The sequence below is a fragment of the Brucella daejeonensis genome, from assembly GCF_014199265.1.
Lineage (GTDB): Bacteria > Pseudomonadota > Alphaproteobacteria > Rhizobiales > Rhizobiaceae > Brucella > Brucella daejeonensis.
Window position 1 is genome coordinate 131,138 of the sequence record NZ_JACIJG010000003.1, and the last position, 15,164, is coordinate 146,301.

Genomic DNA, 15,164 nt, shown 5'->3' on the forward strand with positions numbered 1-15,164 from the left:
GGTTGAACGCAACACGCTTTAAAAACAGAAAAGGCGGCTCGCTGGAGCCGCCTTCCTTGGTCAGATCAGGCAATGCGTGTCACATACCGCCCGGATAATTAGGGCTTTCACGCGTAATCGCCACGCCATGCGAATGGCTTTCGCGCAGGCCCGCATTGGAAATGCGCACGAAGGTGGCCTTTTCACGGAATTCTTCCAGCGTCTTTGCGCCGACATAGCCCATGGAGGCGCGAAGCCCACCGGCAAGCTGATGCAGGACCGCGGAAATCGGCCCCTTGTAAGCCACCTGACCTTCAATACCTTCCGGCACGAGTTTCAGTTCGTCGCGCACTTCCGCCTGGAAATAGCGATCCGCCGAACCGCGCGCCATGGCTCCGACCGAACCCATGCCGCGATAGGCCTTGAAGGAGCGGCCCTGGTGCAGATAGACCTCACCGGGGCTTTCTTCCGTACCGGCCAGCAGAGAACCGGCCATGGCAGCAACCGCACCGGCAGCGAGCGCTTTTGAGAAATCGCCGGAGAACTTGATTCCGCCGTCGGCAATCACCGGGATATTGTGCTTATGCGCGGCTTCGACCGCCGACATGATGGCCGAAAGCTGCGGCACGCCGACACCGGCTACGATGCGCGTGGTGCAAATCGAGCCCGGCCCGATGCCGACCTTGATCGCGTCCGCACCCGCATCGATAAGCGCCTGCGTACCGCCTGCGGTCGCCACGTTACCAGCAAGGATCGCCACATTCGGATAGGCTTTCTTGATGCGCGCGACCGCATCGAGAACACGCTGCGAATGGCCGTGCGCCGTATCGACCACCAGAAGGTCGACGCCCGCATCGATCAGGCGCTCGGCGCGCTCATATCCGTCTTCACCAACACTCGTGGCAGCAGCAGCGCGCAGACGACCCTGCGCATCCTTGGCGGCGTTCGGATTAAGCTGCGATTTTTCGATATCCTTGACCGTAACCAGACCAACGCAGCGGCCCTTGTCGTCGATAACCAGCAGCTTTTCGATGCGGTGGGCATGGAGCAGGCGTTTTGCTTCGTCCTGGTTGACGTTTTCGCGCACCGTGATGAGGTTTTCGCGGGTCATCAATTCGTAGATTTTCTGCGCCGGATCAGACGCGAAACGCACGTCGCGATTGGTCAGGATGCCGACCAGACGACCGGGGCCTTTCTGACCGTTCTCGACCACCGGAATACCGGAAATGCCATGCGCCTTCATCAGCGCCTGCGCCTCGGCCAAAGTCGCATCGGGACCGATGGTGACGGGATTCACCACCATGCCGGATTCGAATTTCTTGACCTGGCGGACTTCTTCCGCCTGACGTTCGGGCGTGAGATTGCGATGGATAACACCGATGCCGCCAGCCTGTGCCATGGCGATGGCAAGGCGCGATTCCGTCACCGTATCCATGGCAGCGGACAGGAGCGGCAAATTGAGTTCGATGTCTTTGGCGATACGGGTGCGCAGATCGACCTGCCCCGGCATCACTTCGGAATGGCCCGGTTGCAACAGCACATCATCGAATGTGAGAGCGAGAGCGCCAGTGGGCGATTCCACGATTTTAGCCATTGCCAATTCCTTTGAATAAGAAAAGCCGCCTCTCCGGAAAGCGTCCGGGAGCAGCGACGAGTCTGTGTTGCTAGGTTGAATTGGCACCGGCTGGTAACACGGTTATGACCAAATGAAAAGTCTTTTACGGACAAGTTTCAGTTACCGATAAGAATTTGCGTGATAAACCTCTTTGCAATTCGAAATCAGGCACCGACTAGTTTGCAGGGGTAAAGTGAGGCAATCATATAAACGCGTTCCGCTTATCCGCCGTTCAAGAGCCATGTGGATGTCTCCGCGGCTCTGGAAGCCGCGGCTCGTTTTCTGGTGCGGAGCGCTTGCAATCGGCATAATCAGCGTCGGCTTTGCGGAAGCCGCCGACATCGCCCAGGGCTGGTTCAGAACGTTAACCGGCGGCAGTACCTGGCGAGGCTGGCTACCTCTCCTCATTACACCTTTGGGCTTCATGCTCTGTTCGTGGATCGCGCTCACCTGGTTTCCCAGTTCCGGCGGCAGCGGCATTCCGCAGGCGATCGCTGCGCGACACCTGACGAACCATGAAGACCGGTCACTTCTCCTTTCGATCCGAACCGCTATCGGCAAGATAGTCCTTACGGTAGCGGGCCTTTTCTTCGGTGCATCCATCGGGCGTGAAGGCCCGACCGTACAGATCGGCGCGTCCATCATGCTGCAGTCTGCGCGGTTCGGCGGCATGGAGCAGGCACGCGGTCTTATCCTGGCAGGATCCGCGGCCGGCATCGCCGCCGCATTCAACACACCCCTTGCCGGAATTGTTTTCGCAATCGAGGAAATGGGGCGAGCTTATGCAGCGCGAACGAACGGGCTGGTTCTTTCGGCCGTCATTCTCGCCGGTCTGGCCTCGCTCGGCCTTGTCGGAAACTACAATTATTTCGGCATGACGACCGTCACAGCCTCGGCGGGCAAGGACTGGATTCTCGTTATTGCCTGCGGTGTAATCGGCGGGGCGGTGGGAGCGACCTTCAGCGCGATGGCGCTCGATCTGGGTCGGCGCGTCCGTCGCCGCGTCCAGAAAGCTCCCGTTCGCAATGCCGTGCTTTTCGCAGGTATCTGCGGTTTGCTTGTGGCAATCATCGGTGTCGTTTCCGGCGGTGCGACTTTTGGCGCCGGCTATGAACAGGCGCGCGGCGCCGTCGAGGGACTGGCCCTTCCGCCGCTCTATTTCATCGGAAAACTGCTGGCCGGACTCCTTTCGATGATTTCAGGGATACCCGGAGGCATTTTCGCCCCTTCGCTTTCGGTCGGGGCGGGACTCGGCAGCACGATAGGCCTCATGCTGGGAACGAGCATCAGCCTGGCGGCAGTGCTTGGCATGGCAGGCTATTTCGCCGGGGTCGTGCAGGCGCCGATGACAGCTTTCGTCATCATTCTGGAAATGACCGGCAATCACAGCAATGTCATCCCCCTGATGTGCGCATCAATGCTGGGTTATGGCACAGCGCGGCTGATCTCGCGTGAACCTCTGTACCATGCCCTGTCTCGCAATTTCGTGGCGGACGTGCTGCGCCAGCGCCGCGCCCGAGAAAAAAATGCTCTCCCGGAATAGGGTCTGTCGAGAACCAAATGGAGGAGGAAACGCTTTATGGATCGCAGAACATTTGCCAAATCGCTTGCGGGACTTGGGGCAGCGCCCTTTGTGGTGAATGCCGCATCGGCGGCAACCGAGGGAGGAAATAACATGCTGGAACTCATGGGCGGAAGCATCACCGATGTGCCGGGAATAAAGCTCGGGCACCATACGCTCACGAAACGCCCGACCGGCTGCACGGTTCTGCTCTGCGAGGAAGGTGCGACGGCGGGCGTCGACGTGCGTGGTTCCGCGCCCGGCACGCGGGAAACCGATCTGCTCGATCCGATCAATTTTGTCCAGCAGGTACAGGCAATCCTGCTTTCCGGCGGCAGTGCCTATGGCCTTGCAGCCGCGACCGGCGTGATGCGCTATCTGGAGGAGAACAATCTCGGCTTCAAGATCGGCAAGGGCGTCGTCCCCATCGTTCCTGCCGCAATCCTGATGGATCTGGGCGTCGGCGACTTTTCCATTCGACCGGATGAGGAAGCGGGTTATCTCGCCTGCAAAGCCGCGAAGGCCGAACCGTCGGGCGAAGGCAATGTCGGCGCAGGCGCGGGCGCCTCCGTCGGCAAGATGTTCGGGATGGACTATGCGATGAAAGGCGGCCTGGGAACAGCCAGCTACAAGGTGCCCGGTACTGAAATCGTCGTCGGGGCGATTGTCGCAGTCAACGCCGTGGGCGATGTTTATGCGCCGAATTCACGCCGCATACTGGCAGGTGCCCGCACAGAAGACGGCAAGGGTTTTCGCGATACGATGTCCGCCATCATGCAGGGACATGGCGTGGTCAAATCAGGCGGAGCAAATACCACCATCGGCGCAATCGCGACCAATGCGCCATTCGATAAAGCGCAATTGAAAAAGATAGCCGGCATGGCGCATGATGGTTTTGCGCGGACGATCAACCCGATCCATACCATGTGGGACGGCGACACGATCTTTGCGCTGTCGACCGGCAAGGCGCAGAACACGGAAGCCGACGTGACTGCCGTCGGCGCAATCGCGGCAACGGTCATGGCTGAAGCCGTTGCACGGGCGGTGGTTAACGCAGACGGCCTTAAGGATTTGAATTTGCCGGCATATAAGGACTATTACCAGCAATAAGGTGCATATTGTTGCACCAATAGAGAAATTACCCTTTCGGGATAATGTTATAAGATGACAGGCGGCTTGAGCAAGGCTGTGTTTCGGTGCACAGCTGAAACAGTAATCCAGAGGGATTGAGTTAAAATATGAGCGAGACATCCCTCAAATTTGGTACCAGCGGCCTTCGAGGGCTGGCAAACGAACTGAACGGTTTGCCTGCCTACGCCTATTCACTCGCCTTCATCAAAATGCTGACGGCAAGCGGACGGCTACAGGAAGGCGCGCCGGTTTTCGTTGGGCGAGATCTCCGGCCATCCAGCCCGGATATTGCCGCGCTGTGCATGGCTGCAATCGAAGATGCCGGCTTCAGGCCGGTCAATTGCGGTGTGCTGCCGACCCCCGCCCTGAGCTATTATGCGATGTCGCAACGCGCGCCCTGCATCATGGTTACGGGCAGCCATATCCCGGATGATCGCAACGGTCTGAAATTCTATCGCGCCGACGGCGAAATCGACAAGAATGACGAGCAGGCGATCAGTACGACCCATGCCGCCCTCCCTCTGTCGCTTTCCTTCCGGCATCAGCGCGATATAGCTGAAAACGACGCGGCCATTGCGGCCTATACCCGACGCTATGTCGATTTCGTGGGTCGCGGCTCACTCCGGGGCCTGCATGTCGGCGTCTATCAGCATTCCTCCGTCGCGCGCGACCTGATGACCCGCATTCTCGCCGAGCTTGGTGCGAAAACTATCGCGCTCGGACGGTCGGACGTTTTCGTTCCCGTCGATACGGAAGCCCTGCGTCCGGAAGACATCGGGTTTCTCGCCGGTTGGGCCAAAGAAAACCGCTTCGATGCCATCGTTTCCACCGATGGCGATGCGGATCGTCCTCTGATCGCCGATGAAAACGGCCGGTTTGTGCGAGGAGATCTTGTCGGCGCAATCACTGCGAACTGGATCGGCGCAGACACGATCGTAACGCCCGTCACATCCAATGCCGCGCTTGAAGAAACCGGCCGTTTCGCCCATGTCGTCAGGACACGTGTCGGCTCGCCCTATGTGATCGAAGGCATGGCGCGCGCAGCGATTGACGGCGCGCAGTCCATCGTGGGCTTTGAGGCAAATGGCGGCGTCCTGCTCGGCTCCGCTGCGAACAGGCAAGGCCGTGAATTGGCAGCACTTCCAACACGCGACGCACTGCTCCCGATCCTTGCCTGCCTCAGCACAGTCAGCCAGGAGGGAAAGCCCCTGTCGAAGATCGGCGCAGACTTTCAATTCCGCGCTACGCTCAGCGACCGGCTGCAGAATGTGCCGGGAGACAGGAGCAGGCCATTTCTAAGAATGCTTGAAGACGAAACCGCTCGCCGCAAACTCTTTCCCGCTGGCGACAGGATATTACGATCCGAAACGATTGACGGGGTGAAGCTCTTTTTCGCTTCCGGCAATACCGTCCACTATCGCGCTTCCGGCAATGCGCCCGAATTGCGGTGCTATGTGGAGGCAGCGAATAAAAATCAGGTCACCGAACTTCTGGCCCTGGGCCTCGATATCGCCCGCAATGCAACAAAGGACAAGTGAGCAATGAGCTTTATTCCTGTCATCATCAGCGGCGGTTCCGGCTCAAGGCTCTGGCCGCTTTCACGCGATGCCCACCCCAAACCCTTCATCGAACTGCCGGACGGCAGCACCCTGATTGGAAAAACATACAAGCGCGCCGCCAACCTTGACGGCGTGGACCATATCCTCACGGTCACCAATCGCGATTTCCTGTTCCTGACACTGGATGCCTATGCCGACGCACAGGCGCCAAAAATCGACAATGCCTTTCTGCTGGAACCGCTCGGGCGCGATACTGCCCCCGCCGTTGCGCTCGCCGCCATGCACGCCGCCGCAACCTATGGCCCGGAAACGACGCTTCTCGTCATGCCCGCCGATCATCTCATCGAAGACGAAGTGTCTTTTGCGCAAGCCGTTCTCAAAGCACGCCAGCTTGCCGAAACGGGGCGTATCGTTACTTTCGGTATCGTACCGGACCACCCCGAAACCGGCTTCGGCTATATCGAAATCGACGGGACCGATGTGCTGCGTTTCGTGGAAAAGCCTGATGCGATCACCGCGCAGGCCTATATCGAGAGCGGGCGCTATTTCTGGAATTCCGGCATGTTCTGCTTTACGGCGGCCACTATGCTCGATGCGTTTCAACACTATGCGCCCGACATTTTCAACGGCGTTCAGGCATCGCTCGAACATGCACGCCGCGGCGTCAATGGCGACACGAAAACCGTTGAGATTCCGAAGGACGATTTCGCGGCGACGCCCGCCATTTCCATCGACTATGCAATCATGGAAAAGGCCGACAACATCGCCTGCATACCAGTCTCTTGCGGCTGGTCCGATATCGGCTCGTGGGCGGCGATGGCCGACCTGGTGCAACCGGACAATGAAGGTAACCGCCTGCGCGGTGAGACCGTTCTCGAGGATACGACCAACAGCTTCGTCCTGTCGGAAACGCGACTGGTCAGCCTCGTCGGCGTCCATGACCTTCTGGTGGTCGACACGCCAGATGCCCTTCTCGTCGCGCATCGCGACAAGGCGCAGGAAGTGCGCAGCGTCTTCAACAGATTACGCGCGCAGGGCCATGAGGCCGCAAAGCTGCACCGTACGGCTCACCGTCCGTGGGGTACCTATACCGTTCTCGAAGAAGGTGACGGCTTCAAGATCAAGCGCATCGAGGTCAAGCCCGGAAGCAGGCTGAGCCTGCAGGCGCATCATCATCGCTCCGAGCACTGGATCGTGGTTTCGGGTACCGCGAAAGTTACCAACGGCGAACGCGAAATTCTGCTGACCACCAATCAGTCGACCTATATCCCCTGCGGTTTCCGGCACCGGCTGGAAAATCCCGGCATATTGCCGCTCGTGCTCATCGAAGTGCAGAGCGGTGAATATCTGGGAGAAGACGACATCGTCCGTTTCGACGATGTTTACGGGCGGACATGACCCCTCCTGGCTGGGCTATAATGATGAGTTCTTTACGGAAGCGAATCCTTTTATAGTCTGGCCATGCCGATCCGACACTTAAGCGAAACCATCATCAATCAGATCGCGGCGGGCGAAGTTATCGAACGCCCGGCCAGCGTGATCAAGGAACTTGTCGAAAACGCCATCGATGCCGGTGCCGACCGGATCGAGGTCGTCACGGCTGGCGGCGGAAAGACATTGCTGCGTGTGACCGATAACGGCTCCGGCATTCCCGCCGATGAACTGCCGCTTGCGGTTTCGCGTCATTGCACCTCCAAGCTTACCGACGATGTGCACGATATTCGCGCGCTGGGTTTTCGCGGCGAAGCCTTGCCTTCCATCGGCTCCGTGGCAAAACTGTCCCTGAAATCGCGCCCGCAAGACGCGGAATCCGGTTTCGAAGTCTCTGTCCTGGGCGGACATCTGGAAGGTCCGCGCCCGGCAGCGCTCAATCGCGGCACAATCGCCGAAGTACGCGACCTTTTTTACGCCACGCCCGCGCGTCTCAAATTCATGAAAACGGACCGCGCCGAAGCCTCCGCCATCACGGATATAGTGAAGCGGATCGCCATCGCCTTTCCGCATATCCGTTTTTCGCTCGCTGGTACGGACCGCACTTCGTTGGAGATGCCCGCAACCGGTACGGGCGCGGACGCAACGCTGGAACGCATCGGGCAGGTTCTGGGCAGAGAATTCGGAGAAAACTCGCTCGCCATCGATGCGGAGCGCGACGGTGTCAGGCTGGCTGGCTTTGTCGGCATACCGTCTTATAACCGTGGTAATGCCCTGCATCAGTTTGCCTATGTGAACGGTCGCCCCGTGCGGGACAAACAGATTTTCGGTGCGCTGCGGGGGGCCTACGCCGATGTCATCGCCCGCGACCGTCATCCGGTCGCCGTTCTGTTTTTGACACTCGACCCCGCTTTGGTGGACGTCAATGTGCATCCCGCCAAAGCCGATGTGCGCTTCCGCGACCCTGGATTGGTGCGCGGATTGATTGTCGGGGCGATCAAACAGGCGCTGGCGCAATCGGGTATCCGTCCCGCGACCAGCGGCGCGGAAGCCATGCTGCAGGCATTTCGTGCGGAAGGTTTTCAGCCGCAATCGCCAGTCGATCCCCGTCCGGCCTCCGGCGGTTATGCATCCGCCGGTTGGCGACCTGCACCAGCGGCCGCACCGCGGGGCGAATGGTCGCCGCAAACAGCCCACCCGGCCCACCGCCCCCTCGATCTCGGTTCCGCCTTTCGCGAGAACGAACAGGCTGACCTCGCCGCAGTCCGCGTTCTCGCAGCCGATACGCGCGCGACCGCTGAAGAAGCCCCCACGGAGCTTCAGCAAAAACCGCTCGGTGCCGCTCGTGCCCAGATACATGCCAATTATATCGTATCACAGACGGAAGACAGCCTCGTCATCGTCGACCAGCACGCAGCCCATGAGCGTCTGGTTTATGAAGCACTGAAGAATGCCCTGCACTCGCGTCCGATCCCCGGTCAGATGCTGTTGATCCCGGAGATCGTCGACCTCCCGGAAGAAGAAGCCGAACGGCTGGCCGGCCATGCGGAAACTCTTGCGCGCTTTGGCCTTGGCATCGAACAGTTTGGCCCCGGCGCCATCGCCGTTCGAGAGACGCCTGCCATGCTCGGCGAAATGAATGTCCAGCAACTGATCCGCGATCTGGCCGATGAAATTGCCGAACACGATACGTCCGATGGTCTGAAAGCCATGCTGAACCACGTGGCAGCCACCATGGCCTGCCACGGCTCTGTCCGTTCAGGACGACGCCTGAAGCCTGAAGAGATGAATGCGCTTCTGCGTGAGATGGAAGCAACTCCCGGTTCCGGCACGTGCAATCATGGACGCCCGACCTATATAGAGTTGAAACTCACTGACATCGAACGGCTGTTCGGCAGGCGCTGACAGATTTCCGGTTCGCGACGCTGGACGCAAGGGCTGGCGGTTGCTAGAGTCCGACATAAAGGTTTGACACATATGAATAGATTTGAATCCCCACGCTCTTCGGAAGCTGTCCTGCGTTATCTCGACGGCGATTATGAAATTGTAAGGCACGGCTCCTATGTGGCCTGTGCCGTGACCGGCGCGCATATACCGCTGGACGAATTGAAATACTGGAGCGTCGCCCGGCAGGAGCCTTATGCGAGCGGTCTCATTTCATTCGAGCGCGAGCTTGAATTCAACCCGGAGATGCGCAGCCGAAAAAAAGGCTGATATCCGCAAAATTTATTTGCGGATACGGTTCTTGAACCGCTCGATCGTTGTATCGAGGATATGATCCAGAACATCCGCGCGCTCGAACTGCAATTCGACATTCAGCACAGCGAGTCCGGCCAGAAAGCTGGCCGGGACACTTGGCATTGTTGCCAGCCGCACATGATCCTTGGCGGTGGTGATCAACCCCAGCCCCCGCTGGCGTGCATCTTCCATCAGGTCGTGGATTTCATCTTCGGCAAAGCTGTGATGGTCGGGAAAGGAGCGCGCTTCGACCACCTCGCCACCGGCCTGCCTGACGCTCTCGTAAAACTTGTCCGGATTGCCGATACCCGCGAAGGCCAGCCAGCGATTGCCCGCCACCTCAGCGGTCGACGATGGAACAAGGGTTGCTTCATAAGCAGGGCGACCGGCACGTGCTGTCTGACGGATGATGAAATCCGCACCCTCGCCCTTGCCAATGCGAAGGACCGCATCGGTCTTGCGCATCTGGTCAGTGATAGGGGCCCGCAATGGGCCTGCCGGAATGACCCGGCCATTTCCAATGCCGCGACTGGCGTCCACGACCAGAAGCGCAAAATCCGTATATAGCCGGGCACTCTGGAAACCGTCATCCATTATGATGAAATCGCAGCCGAGCCTTTGCAGATGCTGCGCTGCTTTGAAACGATCCGGGCAAAGGGCAACAGTTGCATGTCGCGCCAGCAGCAAGGGCTCGTCGCCCACATGCCGGGCACTGTCATGGCCCGGATCGACCAGATGAAGTCCCCGATAACTGCCACCATAGCCGCGCGAAACGATGCCGGGTTTAAACCCGCGCTGTTTGGCACCACAGGCAAACGCAATAGCGGTCGGCGTCTTGCCCGCACCGCCGACCGTAAAATTGCCGATGCACAAAACAGGCAACGGGATTCCCGGAGGAGTTGCCTTGAGAAGCCGTCTCCCCGCGATGGCACCGTATATCCACGCGGCGGGAGCAAGCGCGAAAGCACGCCAGTCGGGCTTCTCCCACCAGAAGGGCGGCGCCTCGCTTGTCATCCTCAATTACTGCCCGGCAAAAACGCAGCCTCATTACGGTTGCCAGGCAATTGCGCCTGAAGAACGAGCGGCTGAATGAAGGGTTCAAGCGCGGCCAGCGTACGGTCCAGCGCACCGCGCAGATTTCTGACCGTGTCTGCACCCGCATCGATCATGGCGCGCAAATGTTCTGGATTGTTGAACAGGAAGTTGATCGCTCCCGCGAGCATGTTGCGGTCCTTCACAATGCGCGCCCCGCCATTCTTGATGAGGCGCTGGAAGGCTTCGCGGAAGTTCTGCACGTTGCGGCCGGTCAGCACGGCCGTGCCCATCATGGCGGGTTCAAGCGGATTGTGCCCGCCTTCCCTGGTGAGGGAATTGCCGATAAAGGCGATTTCGGTCAGTTGAAGATAAAGCCCCATTTCGCCGATGGTATCGCCAAGGAAAATATCGGTATCCGCTTCGATCGGCTCGCCCGTACTGCGGCGGGCGGTCTTCAATCCCTTCTCCGTCAGCATCGCTTCGATTGCAGGCGTTCTGTCCGGATGGCGAGGCACGATGATCGTGACGAGATGGGGATAGCGAACCTTCAGCATCTGATGAACTTCCGCCGCGATTTCCTCTTCACCGTCATGAGTCGAGATGGCGGCCCATGTCCTGCGTCCGTTCAGTTGGCGCTGCAATCCAGCCAGCGCTTGCGGATCGGCCGGAGGCGGCGCCGTATCGACCTTGAGATTTCCCGAAACACTGACCGGGCGAGCACCGAGCGCCCTGAAACGGTCGGCATCCAGCTCGGACTGGGCAACCACATGAGCAAAATTTTCAAAAAGTGCTTCGGCCAGAGCCGGTCGTTTTTGCCAGGCCGCGAACGAACGGTCGGACATGCGCCCATTGACCAGAACATGCGGTGTATGGCGACTTCCGAGCGAAAGAACTGTCGCAGGCCAGACCTCGGATTCGCAGCCAATGGCAAGGTCCGGCTTCCAGTGGTTGAGGAACCTGTTCACTGCCGGCTGCAGATCCAGCGGCGCATATTGGTGAATGACCTTGTTACCCAGCTGATCAGCCACAACTTTCGCCGAAGTGACGGTTCCGGTTGTCATCACGACATGAATTCCTGTCGAGGCAATCCGTTCTATCAATGGCGCAATCGCCACTGTTTCACCGACGCTTGCGGCATGAGCCCAGATAACCGGGCCAGCCGGGCGCGCAATGGGCGATTTTCCGTAACGCTCACCGCGACGCGCTCGCTCTTCCTTGCCGCGAGATGCACGATAAGCGATATATGGTCCCATGAAGGGATAGGCGGCGGAGCCGAGTACACGGTAGGCAGACAATATATTGCGCGCCCAGCGTTCGCTCATTTCGCGTTCTCCAGAGCAGCATGGGCCTTGGCGGTTGCATCATTGAGTTGTCGCGTCAGTTCCATGCGTTTTTCTTCCAGTTGCGTTTCATCGGCCTCGGCATCGACCCAGACATTTTCTCCGCGTACGATAACCGAGCGCCCGAAAGGCAGCGGAATCGCCGTTTTGTCCCAGGACTTTTCAAGAACATGGTTTCGCGAGAAGGCATAGGCAACCGGTATTATCGGGCGACCGGACAATTTGGCCAATAAAATGATCCCCTCACCCGATTCACGCGCTTTTCCGTGAGCAATGTCAGCGATCATCGACGCTGACTGCCCTTTCCTGAGCGCGTTCTTCAAGGTCAAAAGCGCACGAGCTCCACCTTTTTCGGGTTTGGAACGTGACCCTCGCCCTCCCGAGCCGCGCACTGTGATCAGTCCCAGCTTTTCCGCAACGCGAGCATTCAGTTCCGCGTCCGCGCTGCGGGAAAACATGGCAACCAGTTCGATCCCTTTGGGGCATATGAACGGTCCCATGAGATGCTGGCCATGCCAAAAAGTGACGATGAAGGGATCGTCTTTACCCACCAACGCTTGCGGATCAGCCGATCCCTTCAAGCGTGGATTGGTGTAATAGACCAACTTGAAATAGGCCGCGATCAGCCAGACCAGCACGGCCTTGAATATAGCGGACTGCGCCAATGGCCCGCGAATGCGCCGCCAGAGGCGTTTCGCAAGGCCATCTTTCTTCCGCTTGACGGTCCTGATCTGGTTATCGTCGCTTTTCATCCGGCATTGGTCGGGAGCAGCCAAGCCGCTCAGTCCGCCTTCAGCGTCACGCCTTCGGGATCGAGCAGCCGGTGCAGGTGCACGATGAAATAGCGCATGTGAGCATTATCCACGGTCTGTTGCGCCTTGGACTTCCACGCGACCTTGGCCGACTCGTAGTTTGGATAAATGCCGACGATATCGAGGTTTTCAAGATCGCGGAACTCGACGGTTCCAAGCTTTTCAAGCTCACCGCCAAACACCAGATGAAGAAGCTGCTTTTTGTCGCCTTCGACGCTCATCACAATAATCCCTGATAAATTCGGTTTGCGGCATGATTACCCCAAGGGTCAGCCCGCGACAACACTCAACATTTCCTGCAGAAGGTCACCGCTGGCGGCGACCAAAGCACCATGGCTCCGGGTCGCGCCCCCGTATGAGACCGGCAACGCATCGCTTGTCAGGATTGCCCCGCCCGACTCACTCAGGATCAGATCAGCCGCGGCCAGATCCCAATCATGCGAATTTGGCCGAATGAAGGTGCCGGCAATATCCCCGCGCGCCACCATCGCAATGCGATAGGCGAGTGACGGCACATGGGGATGAATAATTGCGCGACTTTTCCAGCTATCCGGCAACGCCGTCACCATGTTGCGGGCAGACGCTATCGCCAGTTTCTCACCCATGGCAGGCAGTTTCGCGTGAATGGTATTGCCATTTTGCAGTGCGCCGAGCCCCCTGCCCGCTTCGATAAGTTCCTTGCGCGCCGGACATTCCAGCACACCGGCCAAAGGACGATCGTTTTCCACGACTGCGATGCTCACGCACCACTGATCCTGCCCCGCAAGATAGGCGCGGGTTCCGTCAATGGGATCAACCACGAAAACACGGCTTCGTTTGGCCGCCGCACGCTCATCCGCCGTTTCTTCCGAGATCCAGCCATAGTCTGGCCGCGCGCCCAAAAGGAAATCCTTCAGATAGCTGTCAACTGCGAAATCCGCTTCGCTGACCGGTGAAACCCCGTCCTTGAGCCAGACTTCCGGCGATTGTCCGAAATAACGCATGGCTATACGCCCCGCCTCGCGGGCAGCGTTCCGCAATAGCGTCATTTCACTGAGGATATCGTCAGGCTTTTCAGTTTCCGGCAAGGGTCATGCCTTCGATCACAAGTGTCGGCGCCGTCATCCCGAAATTGTGGTCGATATCGGAGGCAGGCGTCATATTGAGGAACATGTCCTTGAGATTCGATGCGATCGTGACTTCGCTGACCGGGTAGGCAAGCTCGCCATTTTCGATCCAGAACCCCGATGCGCCACGGCTGTACTGACCGGTAACCATGTCCACGCCCTGTCCGACAACTTCGGTCACGTAAAACCCGGTCCCAACAGCGTGAAGCAATTCTTCCGGCGACTGAGCGCCGGGTTCGATGGCAAAATTCGTGGATGCAGGTGAAACGCCGGAGCCGGAACGCACACCGCGCCCATTGCCTGCCAGGCCGAGCTCGCGTGCGCTCGAACCTGAAAGCAGCCAATGATTGAGGACGCCGTTCTCGACCATCACGAGAGGCTGTCCCTCAATACCTTCCCCGTCAAATGGCCGCGAGGATGAACCGCGCACACGCAACGGATTGTCCGTGACGCTGACGCCATCCTTCAATATCCGCTTGCCGAGGCTTTCACGAAGAAAGCTTGTCTTGCGGGCGACGGAAGCCCCATTGATGGCGCTTGCAAGATGCCCGGCGATACCGCGTGCAAGGCGTTGGTCGTAAACGACGGTGACAGGACCGGTCCGGACCTGACGCGCACCCAACCGGCGCACGGCGCGTTCTCCGGCGCGACGACCGATATCTTCCGGCCTATCGAGATCGGAGAAATGCAGTCGCGAACTAAAATCGTAATCGCGCTCCATTTTCGTGCCTTCGCCTGCGATGGCGGAGACGGATCGTCCGAAACGCGTTGCTGCATAATGGCCCGAAAAGCCGGTAGATGTGACCAGAACCAGTCCGCCGAGGCTACGCGATGCACCTGCGCCTCCTGAATTCGTGACCCCTTTGACGGCCAGCGCCGCCGCTTCCGTCGCAAGCGCATCCTGCGTCAGGCGTTCTGTATCGATATCTGCCGAATCATAGAGATCGAGGTCGCGGGGCGAAACCACCAGCAACGATGGGTCGGCCAATTGCTCGTATGGGTCTTCAGGTGCTACACGCGCCATCGCAACCGCCCGCTCGGCCAGCCGATCAGGATCGGCACCGGCATTCGCAGAGACGCTGGCAATACGACGGCCCACAAAAACCCGCAGGGCGAAATCGTCGCTCTCCGACGATTCGGTTCCCTCAACCTTGCCAAGTCTGACCGATACGCTGACGGACCGGGCGCGCATTACGACCGCGTCGGCATGATCGGCGCCCGCGCGCTTCGCCGCAGCAACAAGCGCGGCTGCCCGCTCGATCAGTTTATCCGTCGAATTATCTGAAATCATTATACAATCCGATTTCCTCAAACCTGCCGCCACCCAATCATGCACTGGACCTGCTGCAGGATCGAA

Annotated in this window: 13 protein-coding genes; 6 read left to right on the forward strand and 7 right to left on the reverse strand. The window is 59.0% G+C overall.

Going from position 1 to position 15,164, the window contains the following annotated elements; genetic code table 11:
• Nucleotides 1-79: 79 nt before the first annotated feature.
• Nucleotides 80-1,573 carry an IMP dehydrogenase gene (gene guaB / locus FHS76_RS04605; RefSeq protein ID WP_183648738.1) on the reverse strand — a complete coding sequence of 498 codons (1,494 nt, stop codon included), beginning with the start codon at nt 1,571-1,573 and terminating at the stop codon, nt 80-82.
• Between the two features lie 214 nt (nt 1,574-1,787).
• Between guaB and FHS76_RS04610 the strand changes: the two genes are divergently transcribed.
• The 6 genes from FHS76_RS04610 to FHS76_RS04635 all read left to right on the forward strand — a co-directional run bounded on the left by FHS76_RS04610 (nt 1,788) and on the right by FHS76_RS04635 (nt 9,490).
• Nucleotides 1,788-3,137 carry a chloride channel protein gene (locus FHS76_RS04610; protein ID WP_183648741.1) on the forward strand — a complete coding sequence of 450 codons (1,350 nt, stop codon included), beginning with the start codon at nt 1,788-1,790 and terminating at the stop codon, nt 3,135-3,137.
• Nucleotides 3,138-3,173: 36 nt separating this feature from the next.
• Nucleotides 3,174-4,265: a P1 family peptidase gene (locus FHS76_RS04615; protein WP_183648744.1), complete on the forward strand. Its 1,092-nt coding sequence runs from the start codon at nt 3,174-3,176 to the stop codon at nt 4,263-4,265.
• A 128-nt stretch (nt 4,266-4,393) separates the two neighbouring features.
• Nucleotides 4,394-5,824 (forward strand): phosphomannomutase, encoded by a 1,431-nt coding sequence (locus FHS76_RS04620; RefSeq protein WP_183648747.1) that lies wholly within the window; start codon nt 4,394-4,396, stop codon nt 5,822-5,824.
• A gap of 3 nt (nt 5,825-5,827) precedes the next feature.
• Complete coding sequence (locus FHS76_RS04625) at nt 5,828-7,243, forward strand: mannose-1-phosphate guanylyltransferase/mannose-6-phosphate isomerase (protein WP_183648750.1); 1,416 nt, start codon at nt 5,828-5,830, stop codon at nt 7,241-7,243.
• 63 nt (nt 7,244-7,306) lie between these two features.
• Nucleotides 7,307-9,181 (forward strand): DNA mismatch repair endonuclease MutL, encoded by a 1,875-nt coding sequence (gene mutL, locus FHS76_RS04630; RefSeq protein WP_183648753.1) that lies wholly within the window; start codon nt 7,307-7,309, stop codon nt 9,179-9,181.
• Between the two features lie 72 nt (nt 9,182-9,253).
• Nucleotides 9,254-9,490 carry a DUF2093 domain-containing protein gene (locus tag FHS76_RS04635; RefSeq protein WP_183648756.1) on the forward strand — a complete coding sequence of 79 codons (237 nt, stop codon included), beginning with the start codon at nt 9,254-9,256 and terminating at the stop codon, nt 9,488-9,490.
• Between the two features lie 12 nt (nt 9,491-9,502).
• Here the strand turns inward: FHS76_RS04635 and lpxK are convergent, their stop codons facing one another.
• From lpxK to FHS76_RS04665, 6 genes are read right to left on the reverse strand one after another with little or no spacing between them, the layout of a single operon-like run.
• On the reverse strand, nt 9,503-10,528 hold the full coding sequence (gene lpxK / locus FHS76_RS04640) for a tetraacyldisaccharide 4'-kinase (RefSeq protein ID WP_183648759.1): 1,026 nt from the start codon (nt 10,526-10,528) through the stop codon (nt 9,503-9,505).
• Nucleotides 10,529-10,530: 2 nt separating this feature from the next.
• Nucleotides 10,531-11,871 carry a lipid IV(A) 3-deoxy-D-manno-octulosonic acid transferase gene (gene waaA / locus FHS76_RS04645; protein WP_183648762.1) on the reverse strand — a complete coding sequence of 447 codons (1,341 nt, stop codon included), beginning with the start codon at nt 11,869-11,871 and terminating at the stop codon, nt 10,531-10,533.
• A complete protein-coding gene (locus tag FHS76_RS04650; protein ID WP_183648765.1) occupies nt 11,868-12,641 on the reverse strand; it encodes a lysophospholipid acyltransferase family protein in 774 nt (257 codons plus the stop codon). Before FHS76_RS04650 ends, waaA begins: the two co-directional genes overlap by 4 nt.
• A 29-nt stretch (nt 12,642-12,670) precedes the next feature.
• Complete coding sequence (locus FHS76_RS04655) at nt 12,671-12,922, reverse strand: DUF4170 domain-containing protein (RefSeq protein WP_183648768.1); 252 nt, start codon at nt 12,920-12,922, stop codon at nt 12,671-12,673.
• Between the two features lie 48 nt (nt 12,923-12,970).
• Nucleotides 12,971-13,768, reverse strand: coding sequence for a 3'(2'),5'-bisphosphate nucleotidase CysQ (locus FHS76_RS04660; protein ID WP_183648771.1), 798 nt, complete (start codon nt 13,766-13,768; stop codon nt 12,971-12,973).
• Nucleotides 13,755-15,098, reverse strand: a complete 1,344-nt coding sequence (locus FHS76_RS04665) for a TldD/PmbA family protein (RefSeq protein ID WP_183648773.1) — start codon at nt 15,096-15,098, stop codon at nt 13,755-13,757. Before FHS76_RS04665 ends, FHS76_RS04660 begins: the two co-directional genes overlap by 14 nt.
• Nucleotides 15,099-15,164 lie beyond the last annotated feature (66 nt).